The organism is Gracilibacillus thailandensis (assembly GCF_010994055.1).
GTDB classification, from domain to species: domain Bacteria; phylum Bacillota; class Bacilli; order Bacillales; family Amphibacillaceae; genus Gracilibacillus; species Gracilibacillus lacisalsi.
This window is the reverse complement of sequence record NZ_WJID01000005.1, coordinates 34,018-58,059: the sequence shown is the minus strand read 5'-3', so window position 1 is coordinate 58,059 and position 24,042 is coordinate 34,018. Positions and strand designations below refer to the sequence as shown.

Below are 24,042 nucleotides of genomic sequence, written 5' to 3'. Positions count from 1 at the left end.
AGAAGATGAATCCCATTTTAGATGTTCGTCACTTACATGTGTTCTTTGATACTTATGGTGGTACGGTTCAAGCGGTAAGAGGTGTGGATTTCACACTGGAAAAAGGTGAAACACTGGCAATTGTCGGGGAATCAGGTTCTGGTAAATCCGTAACAGTCAAAGCTTTGATGGGACTTGTTGCGAAGCCAGCTGGCCACATTCCCGAAGGTGAAATTCTATTTGAGGGAAAAGACTTAACAAAACTTTCCGATAAAGAGATGCAGAAAATACGGGGGAAGGATATATCAATGATTTTCCAGGATCCGATGACATCCTTAAACCCAACAATGAAAGTTGGTAAACAGATTATGGAAAGTTTGATTTTACATCAGAAGTTATCGAAATCAGAAGCTCGCAATCGTGCTGTTGAATTGTTGGATTTAGTAGGAATTCCTGATTCAGCTAGCCGAATGAACCAGTACCCACATCAATTCTCAGGTGGTATGAGACAACGAGTTGTGATAGCAATTGCGCTTGCCTGTAATCCGAAAGTATTGCTTGCAGATGAACCGACAACAGCACTTGATGTAACAATTCAAGCACAAATTTTAGAACTAATGAAAGAAATACAAAGGAAAATGGACACTTCTATTATATTTATTACCCACGATTTAGGAGTAGTAGCCAATGTAGCGGATCGTGTAGCGGTTATGTATGCAGGTAAAATTGTGGAAATAGGAACAGTCGATGATATTTTCTATCATCCTAAACACCCCTATACTTGGGGGTTACTTGGTTCGATGCCAACAGTAGATAGTGAAGACGAGAAATTAATGGCAATACCTGGTACACCACCGGATTTAATCAATCCGCCAAAAGGGGACCCATTTGCCGCTCGAAACGAATATGCTATGCAAATCGACTTGGAAGAAGAACCGCCGATGTTTAAGGTGTCAGATACACATTATGCGGCAACATGGTTACTACATGATGATGCACCTGATGTGGAACCTCCTGAAGCAGTGAAAAAGCGAATGAAAGGTATCGCAAAAGGGAACCTTTCTGCTGGGAAGGAGAATCGATGATGAATAAAGAAAAATTAGTAGAAGTCAAAAATTTAAAACAATATTTTCAAGCAGGAAGAAAGCGTATTGTCAAAGCAGTAGATGGTGTCAGTTTCGACATCTATCGTGGGGAAACATTTGGTTTAGTTGGAGAGTCTGGTTGCGGAAAATCAACAACGGGAAGAACGATCATTCGCTTATATAATGCAACAAGTGGTGAAGTAAAATTTAATGGTATTGATGTTCATGGACGTAAGTCAAAGAAAGAATTGAAGCAATTTAACCGTCAAATGCAAATGATTTTTCAAGATCCATATGCATCCTTGAATCCAAGGATGACGGTAAAAGAAATTATTTTAGAAGGTATTGAAATTCATGGGCTAATCAAAGATGAAGCACAAAAAACAAAGCGAGTAGAAGAACTTTTAGATACAGTTGGTTTAAATAAAGAACATGCGATTCGATATCCACATGAGTTCAGTGGTGGACAACGTCAGCGTATCGGGATTGCGAGAGCACTAGCCGTTGATCCTGAATTTATTATTGCTGATGAACCAATTTCTGCGTTGGATGTTTCGATCCAGGCCCAAGTAGTTAACTTAATGAAAGAATTGCAGGAAAAACATGGGCTGACATACCTTTTCATTGCACATGACCTTTCAATGGTTAAATATATTAGTGACCGTATTGCAGTAATGTATGCTGGTAAAATAGTAGAGCTTGCAGACAGTGATGAGTTATATAAAAATCCATTACACCCTTACACACGCTCCCTCTTATCAGCGATTCCATTACCGGATCCGGATTTTGAGCGTACCCGTGAGCGGACAATTTATGATCCCGCACAACACGAAGCGGACAATGCAAAATTTAGAGAAGTGAAACAAGGCCATTGGTTATTATGTACCGAAGAAGCATATAAAGCGTACCAAGGCAATCAATCATTTGGACCAGCGCCCAGTGACTAGTGTCCCTGGGTATGCTTTTATCTCAACCATTGCCAAGTGAATTAACAAAAATCTAGGTATATTTTCCGTTTTTTAAAGTAAGATTAAGATAAAAGAACCAAATTTCATCATTTTAAAAAGTTTTTCTACGAATATTAACAAAAGAGGACAAAAATTCTATATAATAGAGTTATACATAAATTTTGCTGTAGGAGTTTGATGGTATATGCGTAAGTACATAAAATGGTCAGTCAGCATGATGGTTGCGATGCTTTTGTTAGTGGCAATCACAACAACAGTAAGCGCTGAAGAAGAAGGGGAAGATACACTGCAAGCGCAAGCCCATAAGAAGAAAGAAACAGAATTATTTATTCATGAATTACCTGAAGCATTAGCAAGATTTTCGTTTGTATCTGATTTACAATTTGAATATCCAGATGCGGTTAGAGGCATTTATGTAACTGGTCACTCTGCTGGTGGCAGCCGTTTCGAGGAATTATTGGATCTTATTGATTCAACCGATCTAAATGCGATGGTAATCGACATTAAAGAAGATCATGGGTACCTTACGTATAAACCCGAGGAAGAGTTACCTTATGATGGGGTTGCTCAAAATTTTATGAGTGATCCAAAAGCAGTCTTAAAAACACTTGAAGAGAAAGGAATTTACCCAATAGCGCGTGTTGTTGTATTTAAAGATTCTGTCTTAGCAAAAGCAAGACCAGATTTATCATTTACAAAAAATGGCGAAGTTTGGGAAAATGGTAAAGAAGAATCATTTGTAAGTCCCTTTCAAAAAGAAGTGTGGGAATATAATGTTGAGATTGCTAAAATGGCAGCAGAACTTGGCTTTAAAGAAATTCAATTTGATTATGTTCGATTCCCTGAAGGCTTTGAAAAGCGTGATAAGGAATTAGAATATGATCAAGGTGATTATAAAGATATCGAACTGGACGAAGTTAAAAAAAGAGTAGAAGCTGTGACTGATTTTGTTGCCTATGCGAAGAAAGAATTAGAATCCTATAATGTTGATGTATCAGTTGACATTTTCGGTTATGCGGCAACACTGGAAGAAACACCTGGTATTGGACAAAACTTCTCTAGAATTGCAGATAATGTCGATGTAATTTCTTCGATGATTTATCCTAGTCATTGGACACCTTATTTTGGTATTGATAAACCTGATCAAGAACCATACAAACTTGTCAATGAATATGCTAAAGTAGAAAATGAAGTGTTAGGTGCACTAGATAATCCTCCTGTATCTAGACCATGGATTCAAGATTTTGAAGCTCCTTGGCTTTATAGCGGACCAACTTTCCAGTATGGGGTGGAAGAAGTGGAAGCTCAGATTAAAGCTTTAAACGAGAATGGTATTGACGAATTTCTCATTTGGAATGCTGGGAATTCATATACTGAAGGGGTCGATTATACACCATTAGATTAGCCTCACTAATGTGAGGTCTTTTCTATATGAGTAGAATGGATAGAATGTTCTTTTTTGCGATTAATTATAGTAAAAGAGGGTATAATGAAAGTGATTCTATGCATTAAGGAATGACACTATTGAAGGGGAGATTAGTTTATGAATTGGTACGAGAAATTAAAGCAATATTTCCCTGTAGAGGAAATGAAGTCAAAACAACATATGGAATTGCTATTAAAAGAAAAAGGAGATGTTTATTATAAAGATGAAGGACCACATCACGTATTAATGTATGCTGAGTTTCCTTCTTTTCTTTTTATTGACTATGTCTATGTATCGACGGAATCACGTGGACAGGGAATTGGTCATAAGCTTATCGAAAAGCTAAAGAAAAAAAATAAACCGATTATTTTAGAAGTTGAACCTTATGATTATCAAGATAGTGATTCAACTAAGCGATTACGCTTCTATCAACGAGAAGGATTTAAACATGCGGTTTCCATTGGTTATACAAGAAAGTCCTTGGCAACTGATGAGGCTAATTCATTAGAAATTCTATATTGGTCACCTACTGGAGAAAATGAAGAAGAAATTTATGAGCAAATGAAACGGATGTACGAAGATATTCATACTTATAAGGATGAAGAAATTTACGGAAAATCCTATCAGCCTGTTGACGAAGTGTTAACCTATGATGATGACCGGGAAGCGGCAGATATTTTTGATGTATTAGATAAACAACAAGAAGAAAAAAAATAAATAAAGTTTTAAAATGGTGTTTAGGGAGCAACAGTAAGGGAATACTTTTGGTAAAGGTCAAGATATGTAAAAAGTGAAGAAAAACACATAACCCCCTATCATTCCACTACAAGATATAGTATACTTAGTACATAGATGATAGATTAAACTCATTTTAAAGTAATAAAAGGTGTAAGTGACAAGCATCTAAATATTATAAATTAATTCATTTTGAGGAGTGAAGTTACATGGTAACACTTTATACCTCGCCAAGTTGTACATCATGTCGTAAAGCGAAAGCATGGTTAGAGGAACACGATATTCCATTTACAGAACGCAACATTTTCTCAGAACCATTAACGCTTGATGAGATTAAAGAAATCTTAAGAATGACGGAAGACGGAACAGATGAGATCATTTCTACTCGTTCTAAAGTATTCCAGAAATTAAATGTAAACTTGGATCAGCTTCCATTAAAAGATTTATTCCAATTGATTCAAGATAATCCTGGATTATTGAGAAGACCAATTATTTTAGATGAGAAAAGACTACAAGTTGGATACAACGAAGACGAAATTCGTCGCTTCTTACCACGTACAGTTCGTACATTCCAATTAAGAGAAGCACAAAGAATGGTAAACTAAAAGGAAAAGCAGATCTTATTTTGAGATCTGCTTTTTTATTAAAGCAGTTGTTAATAAATTGTAATGTGCTTTTTCAGAAATTGAAGCAATTAACTAGTGACAAATAGGGTATAATAAGCTACAATCTATAATTAATACAATGTTTCAGGTCCAATTTTAAATTTTTAGGTTTTTATGTTTTCAAATAAGGAGTAATTATCATACAATAGAGGTAACATCCTTTTAAAAAGGAAAGTATAAAAATTGGGAGGCTGTCTCGCTCCGAATGCCCAGAAACTAGACGACTTCAGGAATCGTCCTACGACAAGTTATCAGCGGTTCGTAAACTCATCGTGATTCCTTGATCTCAATTGATTCGATCCAGCCACTACGTTTCTAACCGGGCACTTTGCGCTTTTCTTAATAAGATAGGATGACCAAAAGGGTATTTGTGTTAATAAGGGTTTAGATAGATGAACAGTGATCCCTTCCAACCCAATCACTTATCAAGAAGGGAGAGTTACAGGATGGAAATAGAAAGAATTAACGAAAATACAATTAAATTTTACATCTCCTACATGGATATCGAAGACCGTGGCTTTGATCGAGAAGAAATTTGGTATAATCGTGAGAAGAGTGAACAACTTTTCTGGCAAGTGATGGATGAAGTCAATTATAACGAAGAGGACTTCCAAATCGATGGTCCATTATGGATCCAAGTGCAAGCACTGGAAAAAGGTCTAGAAATTGTGGTAACAAAAGCGCAAATTTCGAAAGATGGCCAAAACTTGCAGTTACCTACAGAGTCTGGAAAAACCATTGATATGCCAGTTGATGATAAGATTGAATCTCTTCTAGAAGAGAAATTCGGTCCAACTGAGAAAGAAATGCCAGAAATGGAACACCAATATGGTCAGGATTTTGTTGTAGTAGTCAACTTTAAAGAGTTAGAAGATATTATTCAATTAAGCCACGTTTTCGAATCGTCCATTGGAATGCGAGATGAGTTATATTATTATGACAATCAATACATGTTGATTACTCGATTTGATGAAGATTATTTGACAGATGATGAGCAAGAGGACTTAATTAGTCAAATTTTAGAATATGGTCAAGAATCAACGCTAACAGTATTCGTTGTAGAGGAATACGGAAAAGTGATCTTTGAAGAAGATGCACTGGAACAAGTTAGTGAACATTTTGCACGTTAAACTAAGTGTCAGTATGATGCTTAGTTTTTTTCTTTTTTATAAGACCAGAAAGTATATTACCATTGGTATCACAACTTTTATAAGTAAAAAAGAATGAAAAAGGTTGATTCAAAACTTTTCTAAAAAGCAAGGATAGCAAGCCATATTGGATTTAACACCACTGGGACAATAACTCAAGTAGCCAATTTTGCCAGAAGTTGTTGAACATATTTTAGCGACGGCCGCCCCCTTCCACTCCTGTGGGAATCGTTTGACCTGAAGATCCACTTTTTCGAGCGGCTTTGGCTCGAAAAAGTTAGCTGAAGGGCAAACCCCACGGAAAGGGAAGGGGGCAGCCGGAGCGGTGGTCAAGCTGTTCAAATATTTCATCATTACTACTAAAGTAATAAAGGACCGGCGGAGTTAGCCGGTTTTTCTTGTTAAAACAATTAAAAATAATAAAGTTCTATCTAGTACATACTAATAAATATTGAAGTGAAAAAATAAAAAATGTTGTAAAGTATTTCGTATTTCGAAATAAATTATGTTATGATATATGCTGTATGTAAAAAATAGAAAGAAGGAAGAGTATGAACAACGATATAGAGATAAAACGAACGCCGTTGATGATTGTTTTAATGTCAGGTGCATTTGTCGCAATATTAAACCAAACATTACTTGGAACAGCATTACCTCATATTATGGAAGATTTAGAAATCGATGCGGCTACTGCTCAGTGGTTACAATCGATTTTTATGCTTGTAAACGGGATTATGATTCCTGTTACAGCATTTTTAATTGAACGTTTTACAACTAGAGCGTTATTTTTAACAGCAATGGGAAGTTTCGCTGTAGGTACTTTGGTAGCAGCAGTAGCCCCTGGCTTTTCTGTTTTGATGATTGGGAGAGTATTGCAAGCAGCTGGTGCAGGTATTATGATGCCATTAATGCAGACGATCATGTTTTTAATTTTCCCAATTGAAAAGCGCGGAACCGCTATGGGTCTATTTGGGATGGTTATTGCGTTTGCACCAGCAATTGGACCAACATTATCAGGTTGGTTAGTGGAAACTTTTCCGTGGAGAAGCTTATTCTACGTCGTGTTACCGATCGCTATAATAGATTTGATTGTTGCAAATAAGATTTTAGTTAACGTAACAAAGCAAACATTCCCTAAAGTAGATACGGTTTCAATCATCTTATCTACGCTAGGTTTTGGTGGCATTTTATATGGATTTAGTATGGCCGGAGATGTTAATCATGGTTGGTTAAGTGGAATGGTACTGATACCATTAGTGGTAGGAGCAGTAACGTTATATTTCTTTATCCGCCGTCAATTCAAGTTAGAGAAACCGATCCTGGAATTTCGGATATTTAAGTATAGCATGTTCAGTTTAACTACTGTTATCGGCATGATCTCCTTTCTAGCCATGATTGGTGGGGCCATTATACTACCAATTATGATGCAGGATTACCTAGGATTTACAGCCCTTGAGTCAGGATTAGCATTGTTACCGGGAGCTGTATTAATGGGATTAATGAATCCTGTCACTGGACGTCTGTTCGATCGTTTTGGAGGAAAATGGCTTGCTGTGATCGGATTAGGATTACTCACGATCACCACCTTTTTACTAGCTATTTTAACAACAGAGACAAGTTTTGCTTATATTGCAACTGTGAATGCTGTGAGAATGTTTGGTATCTCAATGGTAATGATGCCAGTAACGACAGCCGGATTGAATCAATTACCAAACGATGTTATTCCGCATGGTACAGCGATGAATAATACGATGCGACAAATGTCAGGTGCACTTGGAACAGCTTTGCTCGTTTCCGTCATGATGAATCAAGCAATCCCTGCTGATGGTTTAGCAGGAATGGTCCATGGTGTTAATGTTTCATTTATGGTTGCAGGTATTATCTCGATTGCAGGCTTTGTTTTAGCCTTCTCTATCAAAAATTCGATACCAGGAAAAGCTTCATAAGCAGGAATAATCACCTCTTTGTAGAATTATAATTACATGGAGGTGATTTTTTATGTTGCAAGCAGTCAATCAATCTGGTGAGCTTGTACCACTTTGGAAGTTGAATCGTGATCAAATTAAGCAAATGAGAAAGGAAAAGTTTTTCTGTCCAGCTTGTCATGAGCGGTTAATGATTAAGGCGGGGACGAAGAATACGCCGCATTTCGCTCATCACAGGAAAAGTAATTGCAGTCTTTCTGGTGAAGGCAGTTATCATGAAAATGGAAAAAAAGATATTTATTTGTGGTTACATGCGCGAGGCTATCAAGTAACATTAGAGCATTATTTCCCAAACATTAAGCAAAGAGCTGATATTTCCTTGGAGGTGAAAAAGAAAAAAATTGCGATTGAGTATCAATGTGCTCCGATTTCGATACAGGAAATCTGTCGTAGAACAGCAGGTTACCGTTCCATAGGTGTTATTCCTATTTGGATACTCGGAGCCAATAAATTAAAAAGAAAAGGCGCGCACTCACTTACCATTCCTTCCAATGATCAAGCTTTTCTACATCAATTCCATCCATTATTACCACTAAGCTTATTTTATTACTGTTCCGAAACAAAACGTTTGATCATTTATCAAGATATGATTTTTTTAACAAAAACAAACACATTTGGGACCATGCATATATCCAAGTTAACTTCACTTAGATGGCATGATCTGTTTCAACCTAGATATCGACATAAAAATTTATTCCGCAAATATTGGCAACAACAGAAACATCAATGGCGTAATCGCCCAGTACCTCCTTATCAACGAGAAGAGATGAATTGGCGACATTGGTTATATCTTCATCAATTAAATGTGCAAACCTTACCTTCCTTCATTTATCTTCCTGTTACTACCCAATTTCGGATGAAAAGCCCACCATGGATATGGCAATCAAGACTTTATATTGACCTCTTCTTAAAAAAAGAGTTTTTCACAATCGATGTAGCGATGCATCTTCTCCGTGATCATTACCATCCTTTTGATCATTTTCCGTTAATTCAATCTAAAAATCATCCAGTTTGTGAATATTTACAGCTATTAGTGCGTATAGGTATTTTAAAGGAGGTCTCTGAAACCAAATACCAAGTAAATCGTACTACTGTATGAACAATACGTAAATAAGTTATAATAAGACACAAGAGCAAAAGAAGGAGGAATTCAAATGGCAAAGGCTCAGAAATCACTACCGAAACGTGAGGAAATAGCTGAAGAGTTAACATGGAAATTAGAAGATATTTTCGCGACAGATGATGAATGGGATAAGGAATGGGAAGAGGTACAAGCATTATTACCTAAATTTGAAGCATTTCAAGGAACATTAAGCGATGGCGCAGAGAAAGTGTATCAATTGTTACAATTGCAAGATGAAGTATCAGATCGTTTGAGCAAACTTTATACATACGCGCATATGCGTTATGATCAGGATACGACTAACTCATTCTATCAAGCGATGAACGGAAAAGCAGAGAACTTGATTACACAGGCTTCCAGTAAGATGAGTTTTATAACGCCAGAGATCTTAAAGTTGGACGAGCAGACATTAGAGCAATATCTTAAAGAGCATGAAGATTTAGCTTTATATAAGCATACATTAGATGAAATTAATCGTCAACGTCCACATGTTTTATCAGAAAAAGAAGAAGCGTTATTAGCTGAAGCATCTGAAGTAACAGATAACGCATCTCAAACTTTCAGTATGCTTAACAATGCTGATTTAACCTTTCCTGCTGTAACAGATGAGCAAGGAAATGAAGTAGATTTAACACATGGCCGCTACATTAATTTTCTTGAATCAAAGGATCAACGCGTGCGCCGTGATGCCTTCAAAGCAATGTATGAAACATATGGGAGCTTGAGGAATACGTTCGCTTCAACCTTGCAAGGTGCTGTCAAAAAGGATAATTTCTATGCAAAAATCCGCAACTATGATTCAGCAAGACAAGCTGCTTTAAACAAAAATAATATTCCGGAGAAAGTATATGATAACCTCATTGAAGCGATTCATGAAGGATTACCATTACTTCAACGATATGTAGCTTTAAGGAAAAAAGTATTAGATGTAGAGGAATTGCACATGTATGACCTGTATACGCCATTAGTAAAAGATGTTGACATGTCCTTTACCTATCAGCAAGCACAAGAAACGGTGACAGAAGCACTTAAACCTTTAGGTGATGATTATTTAAATGTTATGCAAAGGGCATTCAATGAACGTTGGATTGATGTCGAGGAGAACAAAGGGAAGCGCAGTGGAGCGTATTCTTCTGGTTCCTACAGTACTAATCCATACATTCTTATGAACTGGCAGGATAATTTAAATAACTTATTTACATTGGCACATGAATTAGGTCACTCGATGCACAGCTATTACACACACAAACACCAGCCATATCGTTATGGAAACTACTCGATTTTTGTTGCAGAGGTAGCATCTACTTGTAATGAAGCATTATTGAATAATTACTTAGTGGAAAAAACAGATGATCCGAAAGAAAAATTATTCTTACTTAATCACTTTTTAGAAGGATTCCGTGGTACAGTGTTCAGACAGACGATGTTTGCTGAATTTGAGCATAACATACATGTGTTAGCCCAGGACGGGGAAGCATTAACTGCTGACCGTTTAACAGAACTATACTATGATTTAAATAAAAAATACTTTGGTGATGACCTAGTAGTAGATGAAGAAATAGGTTTAGAATGGTCACGTATCCCACATTTCTACTACAACTATTATGTCTATCAATATGCAACAGGTTATGCAGCTGCCCAATCATTAGCTGCTCAAATATTAGAAGATAAGGAACCAGCAGTAGAACGTTATCTCGGTTACTTGAAAGCAGGAAGCAGCGACTATCCAATCGAAGTGCTTAAAAAAGCAGGTGTAGACATGACCGAAAAAACTCCTGTTACTAATGCATTAAAGGTATTTGAACAAAAGCTTGAGGAAATGGAAAAATTATTAGATCAGGTTAATTAAATGGGTATTAAGAAAAACGGAGCAAAATTCACTCAATCCTAATCACTAAATGCTCAGATTTACGCTTCCACTAGTTGTTATTCTTGATCATCAATCTGAAAGACTTCTTTATCGTAGGACGATTCATGAAGTCGCCTAGTGCTATAGACAAATACTCAAATTTTATAAAAGGCCACTCTTATCTAGTGGCCTTTTTAAATCCTTTGAATTGTTTTCTGTCTCGCCAAAAGTAAATGGTCATATAAATCGTAACAAATAATAGTGGCACAGTGAAATAGAGTGGAATCATTCGCATTAATCCAAAAATATTAAGTATAAACGCAAATACCGGTAGAACGAAAAGTAATACTTTCATTACGACACCACCTTTAAAGGAGTGAATTGATGAAACTATCCAGCTATCAGGCATTACTGGAACGACTTAATCCGCGTCATCCTCAATATGCCGACATACATAGCCAATTCCGCAAATATCAATCAGGGTTGTTTGGAGAAGATTCTCTTGATTATTATTTTCGTGTGAGTGGACTCCATGGCAAACAGTTAATAAAAGGTTTACGACTAAAACATCATGACTATTTTCAGATGGATAGAATATTAGTCTCTCTTAAATATATATTAATCATTGAAGTAAAAAATATGTCTGGAATTATTCATTTTGATTCTCATTCCCACCAACTTCACCGTTACAAGGAGGAACAGATCGATATTTTTCCGGATCCCATTTTACAAGTTCAACTACAAAAAATACAGTTAATGCAATATTTGCATCATTTCCCTCACCCTATTCCACCGATTCATACTGTTTGTGTATTCACAAATTCTAATGGAAAGTTAGAAATAGTTAACTATCCCCATAAAGATCGAATTCTAACTAGTCAAGCACTTCCTTTATATATTCAGAAAATGGATCAACATTATGTTAATAGTATAAGTTCAAACCAACAAGAGGATCTTGTTAATTATCTCAAAAGTGGTCATGTGGAGAATCAGATCAATCTAATGGAAAAACATGGACTGTCATGGAACGATTTGAAAAAAGGTGTACCATGTATAACGTGTGGACGTTTTGCGATGAAACGAGAACGTTATCGGTGGCAATGTCCTCATTGCGATAAACGTAGTGACGATGCACATCTGCGACCATTATTTCATCTTGCCTTGTTAAGCGGAAATAAAGTAACCAACCGACTTGCAAGAGATTTTTTATTAGTTCAATCTGCTGATGCCATCAGAAAAATGTTAGTCCGAGCATGGTTCGAACGAAGAGGAGCTAACAAAAATGGATATTATTCTTTAGATTTTCGTAAAGTGACTGATAAACGATTAAAAGTGACTGATAAGAATAGAAAAGTGACTGATAAGAATAGAAAAGTGACTGATAAATAGAAGAAAGTGACTGATAAATGCACCAATATATCGTAATATACACTGTAATATAGAAGTGTGAAACTTTTGTGAATTTGTGCACAAACCTATTGTCATCTGCATTCACGCTTGGTATAGTAAAGACAAGGTAAAACAAACAACCCCTTTGTTTGACCTGAAACTTTCTCCCATCCCTTATCTAGTAATAGGTAAAGCAGAAGAGGACATGTTACGTAACATGTCCTCTTTGCTATTTCGCATATTTCCAAAAGTAGCCAAACTTTACAGGTACTTTTTCAACTAGTTGTTTCAGTTGTAACTTTTTCATTTCTTTTTCAGCTTTTTCCATGGACCAATCATAGACAACTGCTATTTCTTTTGTTCCAACAAAATCATAGTGTGATACGAAATCCAACAATTTAGGTTTCTTCGCTGGAAGTGGTTCTTTTTGAAGCATTTGTTTGAGAACTTTGACATAAATTTCATAGGGATAAATACCAGAAATTTTTAAGCCCGCATCGTCTTCTGACTCATTAAAGAAAACCATAGTAGGAATATATTCAACGTCCATTTCTTTAGTAAGTTTCAAATCACATTGCAATGCTTTTTTAGACGATTTTGAACAAAGGTCTTCGCGAAATTCTTCAATATCGAGATGAACCTTTCTAGCACAACTCAATAATACTTCTTCCTGAGAAATATCTTGTTTATCTAAAAAGGCAAGCTCCTGCAATTTGCGTAAAAAACGTCTACCCGCTTTTTTTCCTTGTAATTCAGCGGATTTTATAGCGATGGAAGCGAGCCATGGATAATGAATTGGGTTTTCGATCCAGAGATCACCATCACAACTCATGCCGGTACGACTTGCGGTTTTTTCCCAGATATCTTTTAATTTTCGTGGTTTTTCAAATTTGTCTTTATGCAAGTTTGTTAGTTGTCCGCTCAGTACTGTTCTTATAGTGAAAAAACGCCCATATTCAATGGTAAGTTTCTTTAAATATGGCTCAAGAGACCAGCATTCCGGGCAAAGTGGATCAATAAACACATATATTTCAATTGGTTTCTTTAAGACATCAATAAAATGATAATGCGCAGTTTGGTTGCGATCTTGCGGTTGCCAAGATCCGGCAGAATTCCAATTCACAATGATTCTCCTTTCTCTTCAGGCGTATTCATCATGTGATTGGCTGTAAGAGTGAGCCGATCAAACATTGCACTTCGAAATGGTTCCTCAATATTTGCTTCTTCCAGTGCACCTTCCATGCAGGAAAGCCAAGCGTCTCTCCTTGTCGGAGTAATCGGAAAGCGTAAATGACGCTTCCTCATCATAGGATGCCCATGTTCTTGTATATATAACGGTGGACCGCCAAAAAATTGAGTCAAAAATTGCTTTTGTTTCCTCGCGACTTCAGTAAAGTCATCTGGAAAAATCGGAATTAGATCAGGATGTTTAGACACTCGTGCGTAAAAAGCCTCAACTAATTCATCAATTTTTTCCTGTCCACCAATTGCTTCATAGATGGAGCGCGCTTCTTCTCTCATATTCCTCCAAACCTTTCATCTCATGTTACTAAATAGTTCTCTCTTTATGTTACTATATTGTAACAGTGTTTACATAGAACTAGCAACTTATGTGTTTTGGTAGTTTAATCCTTTTAGCAGTAGGTATTCAACTGTTATTGAACAGTATAGCAGGTTATATTTGTTTTGCAATGAAAGCGTTTCCTATATCTTTAGTGTATGATAAAATCGTTCAATTTTATTCGGGGTTTTCCGTTTTGGAATTTGATGAGCAGTTAATAGTTGTTGGAAGACGGTTTTACCGTGTTGCTCATCTTCCGCTTCTAATTCTAATTCATAATCGGTATAACCGTTATAATGACTTTGATCAAGGACAACGGTAGTATAGTCATACGTACATTCCAAACGATTTGTCTTCAACATTCCACCGTATTTTAAATCCTGGATATTTATATGGATGGCTTGTAGAGCTTTTGATACTTCATCTTTTCCAATAATATGCCCGTTGATCCATTGTTGTGCTTCATCCGGTGTTATAGGACAATGAGTCTCCAACAAACCAGGTCCTTTCGGATTAGGCTGCTTCAATGTTAACTGAAATGTCCGCTGCTTTTCTCTGATTCGAAGGGCAGCATGATGCTTTTTTAATTGAAAATCAGTTGTTTCAAAATAGTGATTCTTCTGCTCAATTTCCGTCAACTGATAGGAGTGAAAATGTTTAACTAATTGCTGGTATTCTTCATTTGTTAAAAGGTTTTTAAATTCTATCTCAATTTCTTGTGACATTGTACTCATCCTTTCATGCTTTCTATATTTTGAAGGATTTCTGACAAAAAAGCAAAAATAATGAAAATGGCAATGATTACTTCTTTGTCAGAATATATGATAAAATAAACTCAGATATTGTAAACAATAGGTGGTGCAAGACATGAATTGGAGGAACTTCTTGGCACCTTATGCACAGGTGGTTGAAGAATTAAAGGTAAAACTGAAAGGGATGCGATCACAATTTGAATATGAGTCCAGCCACTCACCAATTGAATTTGTGACGGCTAGAGTTAAGCCAGTATCAAGTATTAAAGAAAAAATGAAACGTAAAAATATACATATGGATAATATAGAAGAATTACAGGATATTGCAGGAGTTCGTGTTGTTTGTCAATTTGTTGATGATATATATGATATCGTTGACCGCTTAAAGTCACGGAATGATTTTGAAGTAATAGAAGAACGTGATTATATTAATCATAAGAAAGAAAGTGGATACCGTTCTTATCACTTAATTATATCTTACCCAGTAGAAACGATTCACGGGGAACGAAAAATTATTGCTGAAATTCAGATTCGTACATTGGCCATGAACTTTTGGGCGACAAATGAGCATTCTCTTAATTATAAATATGAAGGAAGAATACCTGAAAAAGTAAGATCAAGACTAAAACGTGCTGCAGAAGCAGCGTTTAAATTAGATGAAGAAATGGCTAAAGTAAAAGATGAAATTCAAGAAGCACAACGAATTTTTAAAACTAACAAAGAAAGTGATGACAAGTAATGGAGGGGGATAACATGCGCTTTGCAATCCTGTCAAGAAGTGATAATAAGTCAGAAGTGATTAAGTCGAGAGTGAAACAATATTTAACGGATTTTTCACTTGAATATGATGAAGAGAAGCCAGAACTTGTTATTTCTGTAGGTGGCGATGGTACGTTTCTGGAGGCTTTCCATACATACAAACATCGATTGAAAGACACCGCGTTTATCGGAGTTCATACAGGTCATTTAGGCTTTTATGCAGACTGGGTGCCAGAGGAAGTGGAGAAATTAATTATTGAAATTGCTAAAAAGCCCTTTGAAGTGGTGGAATATCCGTTATTAGATATAAAAATTCATCCAGTTGATAGTGAACAGTATCAACAGTTCGTGGCGTTAAATGAAGTTTCGGTCAAATCAATTGATAGTACAGTTGCAATGGATGTTCATATTAAAGGGGCACATTTCGAACGTTTTCGTGGAGATGGTTTATGTGTATCAACCCCATCTGGAAGTACAGCATACAATAAAGCGTTAGGTGGAGCTATCCTCCACCCGTCCCTTAATGCCTTACAAATTACGGAGATGGCGTCAATCAATAATCGTGTCTACCGGACAATTGGTTCTCCGTTAATTTTACCGAAACATCATGTATGTGAGCTTTTGCCACTATATCATGATAGAAGTATGTTAATTACTGTAGATCATAATACAGAGGAGTATGCCAATATTGATCGAATCGAATGTCGTGTCTCAGATGAAAAAATTCGCTTTGCTAGGTTCCGAGCCTTTCCTTTTTGGAAAAGGGTGCACGACTCCTTTATTTCTGATGAAAGATCATAATATAGTGTAGGTGGATAAATTGAAGTGGAAAGTAAATAAGCAGTACGACGGCTTATTGTTAAGAGAATATTTAATACAAGTGCGAGGAATATCACGGAGAATTTTAACAGCAATTAAATTTGAAGGTGGTAAACTTCTAGTCAATAATAATAGCGTCACCGTACGTCATCGCTTGTCAGAGAATGATCTGGTAGAGGTTGTTTTCCCTCCAGAAAAAAGAAGCGAGTTATTAATCCCGGAGGCAATTCCGATTGATATTATATACGAAGATGATGATGTGCTAGTTTTGAATAAAGCGCCGTATATGGCTACTATCCCGTCCTTTCACCATCCTAGTAATACACTTTCGAATGGGATTATTTATCACTATGATCAACAGCAAGTACCTTACACAGTTCATGTGGTGACACGATTGGATCGTGATACATCAGGGTTATTATTAATCGCCAAGCATCGTTATAGCCATTCCATTTTATTTCAAGACCAGCATGAAGCGAAGGTAAACAGACGATATCAAGCGATTATTGCTGGTAAGCTTAACGAGAAAAAAGGGGTGCTAGATTACCCGATTGACCGAGCTCCAGATTCAATTATTAAGAGGGTGGTTGCATCTACAGGAAAAAGAGCTATCACGCATTATCAAGTAAAAGAGGAGTTAGAAGACATTTCGCTCGTAGAGATCAAATTAGAAACGGGAAGAACCCATCAGATTCGCGTTCATTTCTCTTCGATTGGCCATCCTTTGATTGGTGATAGTTTATATGACGGTGATACTACGAAATTAAAGCGTCAAGCATTACACTGTCATCAGCTTTCCTTTCATCATCCGCTCACAAAGGAACTTATGGAATTCGAAATCTCACTAGCTGACGATTTAGAAGAGGCATGGCAACGATTTAAATTAGCGAAGTCATAAACGAATAAGCAAAGGTTCACTCTTTTTTATACGAGAGCCTGGCTTTCGTGCTTCTCCCCCAAAAAAAGAAGAGGTGATGAAATGGATAGTAAGCAGATTGCAGGAGAAAAGGCTGTTGAATATGTACAGGACGGAATGCTAGTCGGTCTTGGAACTGGTTCTCCTGTTCATACGATAGGCATATAAAGAGACATAACCCTAATGAAAAGTTATGTCTCTAATTACTACTTTGTTCTTTCTTCTTTCTGTTTTTTGAATATCTATTACAATGCTTTCAATTGTTAATAAAATTAATTGCTTCTTTTCCAAATCATTTAATTTATCCCAGTTAGCAAGTGTATCATGCATTAATTGTTTTAATTCCTCGTTCATTTGTTCTTGGTCATTGAAATTTAATTCTTCTCTTTGTTGCAATAGCTTTTCCTCGTTCGTTTGTTCTTCTTTCATCCTATCCTGAAAATCATCATCGCTTATTTGATCATTAGCCCATGCGTATTGCCATTTTTTTCGTCTTTTCTTGATGCTATCTAATTCTTTATTGATTTTATTATATTGATCTATCGCATCTGTGTCAGCTTCCTTATATCTCTCTAATTCTGGTTTTTCATCTTCTATGATTTTTCTTTTTAATTCTTCCAAAAAGAGTGGTTCTATATGATCTTCAGATGTAGAAGGCATGTCGCATTTCTTTAAGGTTACATTCCTGCATCTATATCTTTTAATCCTTCCGTACTTTGTGTTAGATGATATTCCTTTTAACTTACCGCCACAATTATTACATCTTAAAATGCCAGTAAAATAATAATCGCTTGTCGCTTGTTTTCCATGAAGTTCATTCCTTGATTGTCTGACACCTGTCATTTTGAAGTATAATTCCCGATCTATAATAGGAGGGAATATATCTTCTACCTCAAACGCTTTGTCCTTATTTTTTCTCACACCATATTCCAGAATACCGATATTCTTTTTGTTTATCATTGCTTTTCTAACTGCATCACCAGTCCAGTCTCTTCCTCTTCTTGTTGTAATGCCGGCTTGGTTTAAACGAACAGCAATCTTTTCGTAACCATATCCTTCATAAACATACCATTTAAACATATCCCTGATTACTTCTGCTTCATGTTCTACTATAACAAATTTATCATCCTTTTTATCGTGTCCGTAACCAATGTCTCCGCCTTTCCACTTGCCAGCACGCATCATTTCCTCCATACCCATGGAAACACGTTCAGAAAGTCTCTCACGCTCGAATTGAGCGAATGAAGCAACTAAAGTGATGAACATACGACCTATGGCGCTTGTGGTGTCGTATACTTCTGTAGCAGACTTGAACTTACAATTATGTTTCTCGAATACTTCTAATAATTTGTATAAGTCCATTACAGAACGAGTAAGCCTGTCCAATTTATATACAAGCACGCAATCAATCAAACCATTCTCTATTTGTTTAATCATCCGTTGTAATTCCGTTCTATTGGTGTCTTTCGCGCTTTTCCCTTCTTCCACAAAGTAACCTACTATATCCCAACCCTGTGATTCACAGTAAGCTGTTAACTGTCTTTTTTGCGCTGATATAGAGTAACCTTCCATTTGTTCCTGTGTACTAACTCGTATATAACATGCTGCCCTCATATTTTTCCTCCTACTAAAAAAGCGCACACTAGGTACGCTTACTCCCTGTTAAATAAATCGTGTTCCCAATAATCGACTGTTACTTCTGGTATATTTTCAGGGTTGAAGTTTTCGAAATCTATCTTATCCATAATTTCTTTAGTAAATGCTGTTCTTAAAACTGATCCATCTTCCGCATTTCCGTATTGATCAACAAGAGAAGTGTAAAAATCTATATCAATTCTGTTGTAATTCTCGCCTTTAAGTATTTCTGCTATATCTGCCATGTTTATTAAAATACTGTTTTTTAAAGTATCTTTCGACCAACTTTCATTCGCAAATGCTTCAACATAAACAGTATTATCATCATTTTCTTTAAATTCTCTCAATTCCCAATCATCAAGACTTTCTTCTATTTTTTCTTCTGTAGTTAAATCTTCGTTCGATGATGCAGTATCGTTACCTCCACTTGGGATGATTACACCGATCAACCAAACGACAGCTCCTGTTATTAAGATTGCTTTACCTATCTTCCCTTTATCTTCTTTTTTTCTTGTAGATAAATATGTTATAGCACCTGCTAAAATAGAAATCAATCCTACGAAAGTAAATACAAAACTCATAAAAACACTCCTTTTCTATTGGAAACATTTACTTGTATAAAATATATTTTCTACATTTTACAATAAATAATTATGAACAGAGCATGCGAACTAGCCAGATTAGCAGACTATCACTTTAATAAAATAAGATCACGATGTAAATACGATAGAATAGTAGATTATCATATAAAAGGTGAATACCTAATTTTTTACGCTAGATTCATATGTAAGCGTAGAATTACAATAAAATCCATTAAATTACACAAAACTGGATACTCTCTTGACTGATTTTGTCGAAATTTGAAAGAACTGTGCAAAAACTTTTAAAACATGTATTTTTAATATTCTTTTTCTATGACAATCATGTTACAATAAAAGTATACATTATAAGAACGCTTGTTCTGTGAAACAGCATGAAAACTTCTGGGTTGGGGGTAACAAGCATTCAGAAAAGGGGTTGTACTTGTTGGAAAAATCATTTGAGAAATCATTAAAAACTATCATTCGTTACCAAAGTAAAGACCCTAGAGCAAGAGAATTAATTGATCGCTACAAGGAGTTGTTAAAAAGTTAATCCTCTTCTAAGTCGTGCGCTAGCCATTTAGTGTACGACTTTAGTTGTTCTAATTCATTATGTTTCCCTTCCCTTTCCATTTTATCTATTAATTTTTTGATTTCCAAAAAGTCTTTATTCTCTTTTTCAGTTAACGTAGGATCGTCACTTCTACCTAATAAATAATCTAATGTTACATTATAAAAATCTGCTATATCCTTTAATAATTCGTTATCTGGGCTTCGTGTTCCATTTTCGTAACCAGACAATGTATTTTGTTTAATACCTAGTTTGTCAGCTACTTCTTTTTGAAACAATCCTTTGCTATTGCGAAGCTGTTTCAACCTCTCAGAAAGCTTTATTTTATCCATATACACCCTTCCTTTCACCAAGCCATTATATCGCATTTCATGATTTTTTATATATAAATTCGCAAATCGTGCTATTTTTTTGTTGACAATCGCAAAATGCGATGTTACTATATACTCAAGACATCACAAAATGCGATTTTGAAAGAGGTGATAAATATATGTCAGACATCAAGAACATTCACGAAAAACTCAGACAACTAAGAGAAGAACGCGGGATGAAATCTATGTTCGTTGCTAAGAAATTAGGTGTTACACCAAGCACTTACTCAGAATTTGAGACTGGCAAACGACAACCAAGAGTTGAACATTTAATCAAATTAAGGAATTTGTATGACATCACGATTGATGAACTAATTTTTTTTGATGATCAAATCGCAAATTGCGATAACAAACAAAAACAGGAGGTAATGTAATGAATCAATTAATCACTACCCAAGAAAATGATCAAGGAGAAATAATCGTAAGCGCAAGAGAATTACATGAGTTCTTAGAAGTAAGCACTCCTTTTAGAAAATGGTTTCCGAGAATGACTGAATATGGTTTCGTTGAAAATCAAGATTACACCACGGACTTTTTTGTCCACCCTGCCAACAAACAAGAAACGAAAGATTATCTACTTAGATTAGATATGGCTAAAGAAATATCAATGATCCAAAGAACAGAAAAAGGAAAACAAGCTAGACAATATTTTCTGAACTTAGAAAAAATGTGGAATAGTCCAGAAATGGTTATGAAAAGAGCACTGCAAATAGCTGATAAACAAGTAGAAAAATTGAAATTAGAAAACAAAATGTATCAACAACAAATTTCAGAATACGAACCAAAAGTTACTTATGTAGATGAAATTCTCAAATCATCTGATTTAATGACAGTTTCCCAAATAGCAGATGATTATGGAATGTCAGCTAGACAATTCAACAAGTTGTTAAAAGAGCATGGTATCCAGTACAAAATGAGTGGTCAATGGTTACTTTATTCCAAATACAAAGGAAATGGATATACAAAATCTGAAACTACTCAATTTAACCACACAGATGGCAGACCAGGTGTAAGTTTACTAACCAAATGGACACAAAAGGGACGATTATTCCTTTACGAATTTTTGAAAGAAAAAGGCATCCTTCCAACTATGGAACAAATGAAAATGGAATTCTATTTAGAAAACGAAAAGGAGACTACCAAATGAATATGAAAAAAGTAAATCTATTATTTAAAGAATCTATGGCAGAAATCCAAGTTGAGAATCACGATGATTTAAGTATTGTTCTAGCTGTAACTGAACTACAAAGAAATGAAGATGAATCAAGCGAAAATTACAATTTTATCGAACCAAGATTTGAATCAGAAGTATTTATCAGCATGGAAGAAGCCAAAGTTCTTAGAGACACACTCAATTATGTTCTCGAAAAAGTTAATAAGGAGTGATCTAATGGCAAATTTACACTTCAAGACCAGTCCAAAATATACCGCGACATTGATATACGATTTTTTTGCTAAGACATCAATGCCGCGGATCAAGGCAGAGTATTACAAAAATAAGGGTTTGGATGATGAACAGTCATCCCTTAGGGCGCAATATAATACTACCAAATAGAGAGATAGATTAATAGATAGTGTTCTGATAGAGAACGTGCTGATACAGCACATGAAAGGAGGATAGAAGGTGGAACTTGAAATAGGGAATCTTCTTAGAAAAATGAGGTTGAAAGCAAGGTTAACGCAAGCGCAGTTAGCCGAAAAAATGGGTATGGCTCGCACTACCGTATCCAAATTAGAAAATGGTGTCTATACAGTAGCGGCAGCAGATTTATTCAGATGGAGCAAAACAACGAATGGTCAAGATCAACTAATAGCATTTATGCATAACGCACAGATTATCGGTGACACAATTACAAGCATGCCAACAGTAGTAAGTTTTATATCACCATTATTACCGTTTGTAGCTTAATAGGAGGGATTAGATGGAAGGAAAAACAGATGTGAGGATGTTTACAAATATTCATACAAGAATCAACTCTAAATATCGAATTAGTACCATTTTCAGAAAATACGGAAATATTAATTTCACTTCATGGGCATGGGAAACGATTGTATGGAGAAAAGATGATGATAACGAACGGATTATAGAACAAGAAACTTCCAACAATTTAAGCGAAGTGCTGGAAAAACACGAAAGTTTTTTTGAAAAATATCAAAGCTAAAAATTAGGGAGGAATGGAAATGCTATCTAAACACTATCCAAGAGTGTATGTAAAGGAAGTAGAAGAAGAAATACGTTGTATCGAACATTGTGCTGAACGCATGCAAGAACTAGCTAAACAAGGCGATACAGACACCATGTTATTGTTTGCTACTAACTTAGTCAGATCAGCAAGAGCATTGGATGATTACGCAAAAGTAAAGAAAGAATACAATCCAGTCAGCATGAAGCACTACAAAGAATTAACGGATTTTCAGGTGAGGATGATGATGAATGAGCGATAAAGTAGTCAAAGCATATTACGGAATCTTGTTCATCATAGCAATATTATTCTTTTACTTCTCAGCGGTGAGCATATGAAACAGTTTATCAGTCTAGCAATCTCATTAATGTTTATCCTCATGATTGCATTACACACATGAAAAAGCACCTTCGGCAAAAGGCGCTTTACAGAAAGAAAGTTGAATTGTTGTAAGTACAGTATAGCACAATATTTAAAATTTTAATAGATAGGATGATGTCATTGATTAACTTTATTGATCCTAAACCAACCATGAGCCTTCGTGGCGGTGTAGATATGTATAGCCTTAACTTTGATAGATACGGAAGTGAAACACCCCCAACAGGTAGAAAAGTTAGATTTTTAAACGAAAACGGATATGAATTTGACAAAGAACACGCTAGGAAACACATAAACGAAGGCGACATATTAACAGTAAAAGAAATTTATGTCGGCAGATCAAGTTCAGAAGTTGAATTTGAAGAAATACCAAATCAAAAATTTAACACGGTAATGTTTGAAGATATTTAAGGAAGGACTACAAGCTAGTTCTTCCTAGCGAGCATGAACGATCATCCACACCTCCTTAAGTAATGATCGTATCAGTCAATACGAGCTGCCATAAAAAGTCTTGACTCGGCTTTGGTTCTACCGTTCGTGCTCGCTAGGATTTACTAGTAGAAAGGGGTGAACAGTTGAAAGAGTACGTTGATTTAGATGAATGGATACAGTTGATGCAATTAGCTAGAAAGAATGGTGTCACTGTAGAGCAAGTTAAAAACTTTATTGAAGGGAGAAATGATGATGAAGACGTTAAATGATGTGTTGGAAAGTGGAGGGAAAATCCAAATTTATTACTTTGAACCGACTACAAAAGAGGAAGCAATGCAAAAGTTAAAGCCGTTTATGGATTTAGGAGAACTGGATGAAAAAGAAAGTGACCAAGGGACAAAATGGCTTGCAATTGAATCTGACAAAGTTGTAGTTACAGCATTTTACGGTGATAAAGAAGAACGCTTAGAAAGAGCAAAGGAGGAATTACAACATGCTTGATATTCAACATCCAGATGTAACGGAAATCAGACGTAAAGGATATATCTTTGAACCTGCTGAACAAGTATTTGATTCGATGGGAAAACCTATCAAAAAAGGTGATCCAGTATTCAAACTAAAAGTTGATGGAAAAACGAAAGTATTCGCAGAAGAAAATATGTCATTAGAGACACAACTTATCTTATCAGAATGTGGCGCAGTCGAGGATGAAGCATAAGAAAAAAGCACTTA

At 35.8% G+C, this 24,042-nt stretch carries 30 protein-coding genes and 1 pseudogene; 24 read left to right on the top strand and 7 right to left on the bottom strand.

Annotation, left to right across the window (positions count from 1 at the left end):
• The first annotated feature begins 5 nt into the window (after positions 1-5).
• From GH715_RS02695 to pepF, 9 genes are all read left to right on the top strand, one after another.
• Positions 6-1,064 carry an ABC transporter ATP-binding protein gene (locus tag GH715_RS02695; protein ID WP_153833962.1) on the top strand — a complete coding sequence of 353 codons (1,059 nt, stop codon included), beginning with the start codon at positions 6-8 and terminating at the stop codon, positions 1,062-1,064.
• Positions 1,064-2,011: an ABC transporter ATP-binding protein gene (locus GH715_RS02690; RefSeq protein ID WP_194928248.1), complete on the top strand. Its 948-nt coding sequence runs from the start codon at positions 1,064-1,066 to the stop codon at positions 2,009-2,011. Before GH715_RS02695 ends, GH715_RS02690 begins: the two co-directional genes overlap by 1 nt.
• Positions 2,012-2,216: 205 nt before the next feature.
• On the top strand, positions 2,217-3,437 hold the full coding sequence (locus GH715_RS02685; protein WP_153833964.1) for a putative glycoside hydrolase: 1,221 nt from the start codon (positions 2,217-2,219) through the stop codon (positions 3,435-3,437).
• A gap of 138 nt (positions 3,438-3,575) precedes the next feature.
• Complete coding sequence (locus GH715_RS02680; protein WP_153833965.1) at positions 3,576-4,175, top strand: GNAT family N-acetyltransferase; 600 nt, start codon at positions 3,576-3,578, stop codon at positions 4,173-4,175.
• Between the two features lie 227 nt (positions 4,176-4,402).
• The gene (spxA, locus tag GH715_RS02675) at positions 4,403-4,798 is read left to right on the top strand and encodes a transcriptional regulator SpxA (protein WP_018933337.1); all 396 of its coding nucleotides are present in this window, start codon (positions 4,403-4,405) and stop codon (positions 4,796-4,798) included.
• 506 nt (positions 4,799-5,304) lie between these two features.
• A complete protein-coding gene (gene mecA, locus GH715_RS02670) occupies positions 5,305-5,988 on the top strand; it encodes an adaptor protein MecA (protein WP_153833966.1) in 684 nt (227 codons plus the stop codon).
• Between the two features lie 569 nt (positions 5,989-6,557).
• Positions 6,558-7,952, top strand: coding sequence for a DHA2 family efflux MFS transporter permease subunit (locus GH715_RS02665; protein ID WP_153833967.1), 1,395 nt, complete (start codon positions 6,558-6,560; stop codon positions 7,950-7,952).
• A gap of 52 nt (positions 7,953-8,004) precedes the next feature.
• Entirely contained in the window at positions 8,005-9,090 is a 1,086-nt protein-coding gene (locus tag GH715_RS02660; RefSeq protein WP_153833968.1) for a competence protein CoiA, read from the top strand.
• Positions 9,091-9,145: 55 nt separating this feature from the next.
• Entirely contained in the window at positions 9,146-10,963 is a 1,818-nt protein-coding gene (pepF, locus tag GH715_RS02655) for an oligoendopeptidase F (RefSeq protein WP_153833969.1), read from the top strand.
• Positions 10,964-11,141: 178 nt separating this feature from the next.
• Here pepF and GH715_RS02650 read toward each other — a convergent pair whose 3' ends face one another.
• Positions 11,142-11,318, bottom strand: coding sequence for a hypothetical protein (locus GH715_RS02650; RefSeq protein WP_018933332.1), 177 nt, complete (start codon positions 11,316-11,318; stop codon positions 11,142-11,144).
• A gap of 29 nt (positions 11,319-11,347) precedes the next feature.
• On the opposite strand from GH715_RS02650, the gene GH715_RS02645 reads away from it, so the two are divergent.
• Complete coding sequence (locus GH715_RS02645; RefSeq protein ID WP_153833970.1) at positions 11,348-12,352, top strand: nuclease-related domain-containing protein; 1,005 nt, start codon at positions 11,348-11,350, stop codon at positions 12,350-12,352.
• Positions 12,353-12,581: 229 nt separating this feature from the next.
• Here GH715_RS02645 and GH715_RS02640 read toward each other — a convergent pair whose 3' ends face one another.
• The 3 genes from GH715_RS02640 to GH715_RS02630 all read right to left on the bottom strand — a co-directional run bounded on the left by GH715_RS02640 (position 12,582) and on the right by GH715_RS02630 (position 14,638).
• Complete coding sequence (locus GH715_RS02640; protein ID WP_018933330.1) at positions 12,582-13,475, bottom strand: ClpXP adapter SpxH family protein; 894 nt, start codon at positions 13,473-13,475, stop codon at positions 12,582-12,584.
• Entirely contained in the window at positions 13,472-13,873 is a 402-nt protein-coding gene (locus GH715_RS02635; RefSeq protein WP_018933329.1) for a globin domain-containing protein, read from the bottom strand. The genes GH715_RS02640 and GH715_RS02635 overlap by 4 nt, the downstream gene beginning before the upstream one ends.
• Positions 13,874-14,056: 183 nt before the next feature.
• Entirely contained in the window at positions 14,057-14,638 is a 582-nt protein-coding gene (locus tag GH715_RS02630; protein ID WP_153833971.1) for a CYTH domain-containing protein, read from the bottom strand.
• A 142-nt stretch (positions 14,639-14,780) separates the two neighbouring features.
• On the opposite strand from GH715_RS02630, the gene yjbM reads away from it, so the two are divergent.
• The 4 genes and pseudogenes from yjbM to GH715_RS02610 all read left to right on the top strand — a co-directional run.
• Positions 14,781-15,404: a GTP diphosphokinase gene (gene yjbM / locus GH715_RS02625; RefSeq protein WP_018933327.1), complete on the top strand. Its 624-nt coding sequence runs from the start codon at positions 14,781-14,783 to the stop codon at positions 15,402-15,404.
• Between the two features lie 14 nt (positions 15,405-15,418).
• Positions 15,419-16,225, top strand: a complete 807-nt coding sequence (locus GH715_RS02620) for an NAD kinase (RefSeq protein ID WP_153833972.1) — start codon at positions 15,419-15,421, stop codon at positions 16,223-16,225.
• A gap of 19 nt (positions 16,226-16,244) precedes the next feature.
• On the top strand, positions 16,245-17,141 hold the full coding sequence (locus GH715_RS02615) for an RluA family pseudouridine synthase (protein ID WP_153833973.1): 897 nt from the start codon (positions 16,245-16,247) through the stop codon (positions 17,139-17,141).
• 81 nt (positions 17,142-17,222) lie between these two features.
• Positions 17,223-17,312, top strand: a pseudogene (locus GH715_RS02610) (ribose 5-phosphate isomerase A); the annotation flags it as partial.
• A gap of 27 nt (positions 17,313-17,339) precedes the next feature.
• On the opposite strand, the gene GH715_RS02605 reads toward GH715_RS02610, so the two are convergent.
• From GH715_RS02605 to GH715_RS02595, 3 genes are all read right to left on the bottom strand, one after another.
• A complete protein-coding gene (locus tag GH715_RS02605) occupies positions 17,340-18,773 on the bottom strand; it encodes a recombinase family protein (protein WP_153833974.1) in 1,434 nt (477 codons plus the stop codon).
• Between the two features lie 38 nt (positions 18,774-18,811).
• Positions 18,812-19,375 carry a hypothetical protein gene (locus GH715_RS02600; RefSeq protein WP_153833975.1) on the bottom strand — a complete coding sequence of 188 codons (564 nt, stop codon included), beginning with the start codon at positions 19,373-19,375 and terminating at the stop codon, positions 18,812-18,814.
• A gap of 549 nt (positions 19,376-19,924) precedes the next feature.
• Positions 19,925-20,278: a helix-turn-helix domain-containing protein gene (locus GH715_RS02595; protein WP_163578419.1), complete on the bottom strand. Its 354-nt coding sequence runs from the start codon at positions 20,276-20,278 to the stop codon at positions 19,925-19,927.
• 158 nt (positions 20,279-20,436) lie between these two features.
• Here GH715_RS02595 and GH715_RS02590 point away from each other — a divergent pair, with 158 nt between their 5' ends.
• The 10 genes from GH715_RS02590 to GH715_RS02545 all read left to right on the top strand — a co-directional run bounded on the left by GH715_RS02590 (position 20,437) and on the right by GH715_RS02545 (position 24,028).
• Positions 20,437-20,691, top strand: a complete 255-nt coding sequence (locus GH715_RS02590) for a helix-turn-helix domain-containing protein (RefSeq protein ID WP_163578418.1) — start codon at positions 20,437-20,439, stop codon at positions 20,689-20,691.
• Positions 20,691-21,464, top strand: a complete 774-nt coding sequence (locus GH715_RS02585; RefSeq protein ID WP_153833978.1) for a phage antirepressor KilAC domain-containing protein — start codon at positions 20,691-20,693, stop codon at positions 21,462-21,464. The genes GH715_RS02590 and GH715_RS02585 overlap by 1 nt, the downstream gene beginning before the upstream one ends.
• Entirely contained in the window at positions 21,461-21,703 is a 243-nt protein-coding gene (locus tag GH715_RS02580) for a hypothetical protein (RefSeq protein ID WP_153833979.1), read from the top strand. The genes GH715_RS02585 and GH715_RS02580 overlap by 4 nt, the downstream gene beginning before the upstream one ends.
• A 238-nt stretch (positions 21,704-21,941) precedes the next feature.
• Positions 21,942-22,226 (top strand): helix-turn-helix transcriptional regulator, encoded by a 285-nt coding sequence (locus GH715_RS02575; protein WP_153833980.1) that lies wholly within the window; start codon positions 21,942-21,944, stop codon positions 22,224-22,226.
• A 13-nt stretch (positions 22,227-22,239) separates the two neighbouring features.
• Entirely contained in the window at positions 22,240-22,479 is a 240-nt protein-coding gene (locus GH715_RS02570) for a hypothetical protein (protein WP_153833981.1), read from the top strand.
• Positions 22,480-22,498: 19 nt separating this feature from the next.
• Positions 22,499-22,762, top strand: coding sequence for a hypothetical protein (locus GH715_RS02565; protein WP_153833982.1), 264 nt, complete (start codon positions 22,499-22,501; stop codon positions 22,760-22,762).
• A gap of 239 nt (positions 22,763-23,001) precedes the next feature.
• Positions 23,002-23,289 carry a hypothetical protein gene (locus GH715_RS02560; protein WP_228760231.1) on the top strand — a complete coding sequence of 96 codons (288 nt, stop codon included), beginning with the start codon at positions 23,002-23,004 and terminating at the stop codon, positions 23,287-23,289.
• Between the two features lie 164 nt (positions 23,290-23,453).
• Positions 23,454-23,579 (top strand): DNA-binding anti-repressor SinI, encoded by a 126-nt coding sequence (gene sinI, locus GH715_RS02555; RefSeq protein WP_153833983.1) that lies wholly within the window; start codon positions 23,454-23,456, stop codon positions 23,577-23,579.
• Entirely contained in the window at positions 23,563-23,811 is a 249-nt protein-coding gene (locus GH715_RS02550) for a hypothetical protein (protein WP_153833984.1), read from the top strand. The genes sinI and GH715_RS02550 overlap by 17 nt, the downstream gene beginning before the upstream one ends.
• Complete coding sequence (locus GH715_RS02545) at positions 23,804-24,028, top strand: hypothetical protein (RefSeq protein WP_153833985.1); 225 nt, start codon at positions 23,804-23,806, stop codon at positions 24,026-24,028. The genes GH715_RS02550 and GH715_RS02545 overlap by 8 nt, the downstream gene beginning before the upstream one ends.
• Positions 24,029-24,042 lie beyond the last annotated feature (14 nt).

Coding starts and splice junctions, on each gene's coding strand:
- GH715_RS02695 (WP_153833962.1), top strand. CDS start 6: ATGAATCCCATTTTAGATGTTCGTCACTTACATGTGTTCTTTGATACT.
- GH715_RS02690 (WP_194928248.1), top strand. CDS start 1,064: ATGAATAAAGAAAAATTAGTAGAAGTCAAAAATTTAAAACAATATTTT.
- GH715_RS02685 (WP_153833964.1), top strand. CDS start 2,217: ATGCGTAAGTACATAAAATGGTCAGTCAGCATGATGGTTGCGATGCTT.
- GH715_RS02680 (WP_153833965.1), top strand. CDS start 3,576: ATGAATTGGTACGAGAAATTAAAGCAATATTTCCCTGTAGAGGAAATG.
- spxA (WP_018933337.1), top strand. CDS start 4,403: ATGGTAACACTTTATACCTCGCCAAGTTGTACATCATGTCGTAAAGCG.
- mecA (WP_153833966.1), top strand. CDS start 5,305: ATGGAAATAGAAAGAATTAACGAAAATACAATTAAATTTTACATCTCC.
- GH715_RS02665 (WP_153833967.1), top strand. CDS start 6,558: ATGAACAACGATATAGAGATAAAACGAACGCCGTTGATGATTGTTTTA.
- GH715_RS02660 (WP_153833968.1), top strand. CDS start 8,005: ATGTTGCAAGCAGTCAATCAATCTGGTGAGCTTGTACCACTTTGGAAG.
- pepF (WP_153833969.1), top strand. CDS start 9,146: ATGGCAAAGGCTCAGAAATCACTACCGAAACGTGAGGAAATAGCTGAA.
- GH715_RS02650 (WP_018933332.1), bottom strand. CDS start 11,318: ATGAAAGTATTACTTTTCGTTCTACCGGTATTTGCGTTTATACTTAAT.
- GH715_RS02645 (WP_153833970.1), top strand. CDS start 11,348: ATGAAACTATCCAGCTATCAGGCATTACTGGAACGACTTAATCCGCGT.
- GH715_RS02635 (WP_018933329.1), bottom strand. CDS start 13,873: ATGAGAGAAGAAGCGCGCTCCATCTATGAAGCAATTGGTGGACAGGAA.
- GH715_RS02630 (WP_153833971.1), bottom strand. CDS start 14,638: ATGTCACAAGAAATTGAGATAGAATTTAAAAACCTTTTAACAAATGAA.
- yjbM (WP_018933327.1), top strand. CDS start 14,781: ATGAATTGGAGGAACTTCTTGGCACCTTATGCACAGGTGGTTGAAGAA.
- GH715_RS02620 (WP_153833972.1), top strand. CDS start 15,419: ATGCGCTTTGCAATCCTGTCAAGAAGTGATAATAAGTCAGAAGTGATT.
- GH715_RS02605 (WP_153833974.1), bottom strand. CDS start 18,773: ATGAGGGCAGCATGTTATATACGAGTTAGTACACAGGAACAAATGGAA.
- GH715_RS02600 (WP_153833975.1), bottom strand. CDS start 19,375: ATGAGTTTTGTATTTACTTTCGTAGGATTGATTTCTATTTTAGCAGGT.
- GH715_RS02595 (WP_163578419.1), bottom strand. CDS start 20,278: ATGGATAAAATAAAGCTTTCTGAGAGGTTGAAACAGCTTCGCAATAGC.
- GH715_RS02590 (WP_163578418.1), top strand. CDS start 20,437: ATGTCAGACATCAAGAACATTCACGAAAAACTCAGACAACTAAGAGAA.
- GH715_RS02585 (WP_153833978.1), top strand. CDS start 20,691: ATGAATCAATTAATCACTACCCAAGAAAATGATCAAGGAGAAATAATC.
- GH715_RS02580 (WP_153833979.1), top strand. CDS start 21,461: ATGAATATGAAAAAAGTAAATCTATTATTTAAAGAATCTATGGCAGAA.
- GH715_RS02570 (WP_153833981.1), top strand. CDS start 22,240: ATGGAAGGAAAAACAGATGTGAGGATGTTTACAAATATTCATACAAGA.
- GH715_RS02565 (WP_153833982.1), top strand. CDS start 22,499: ATGCTATCTAAACACTATCCAAGAGTGTATGTAAAGGAAGTAGAAGAA.
- GH715_RS02550 (WP_153833984.1), top strand. CDS start 23,563: ATGAAGACGTTAAATGATGTGTTGGAAAGTGGAGGGAAAATCCAAATT.
- GH715_RS02545 (WP_153833985.1), top strand. CDS start 23,804: ATGCTTGATATTCAACATCCAGATGTAACGGAAATCAGACGTAAAGGA.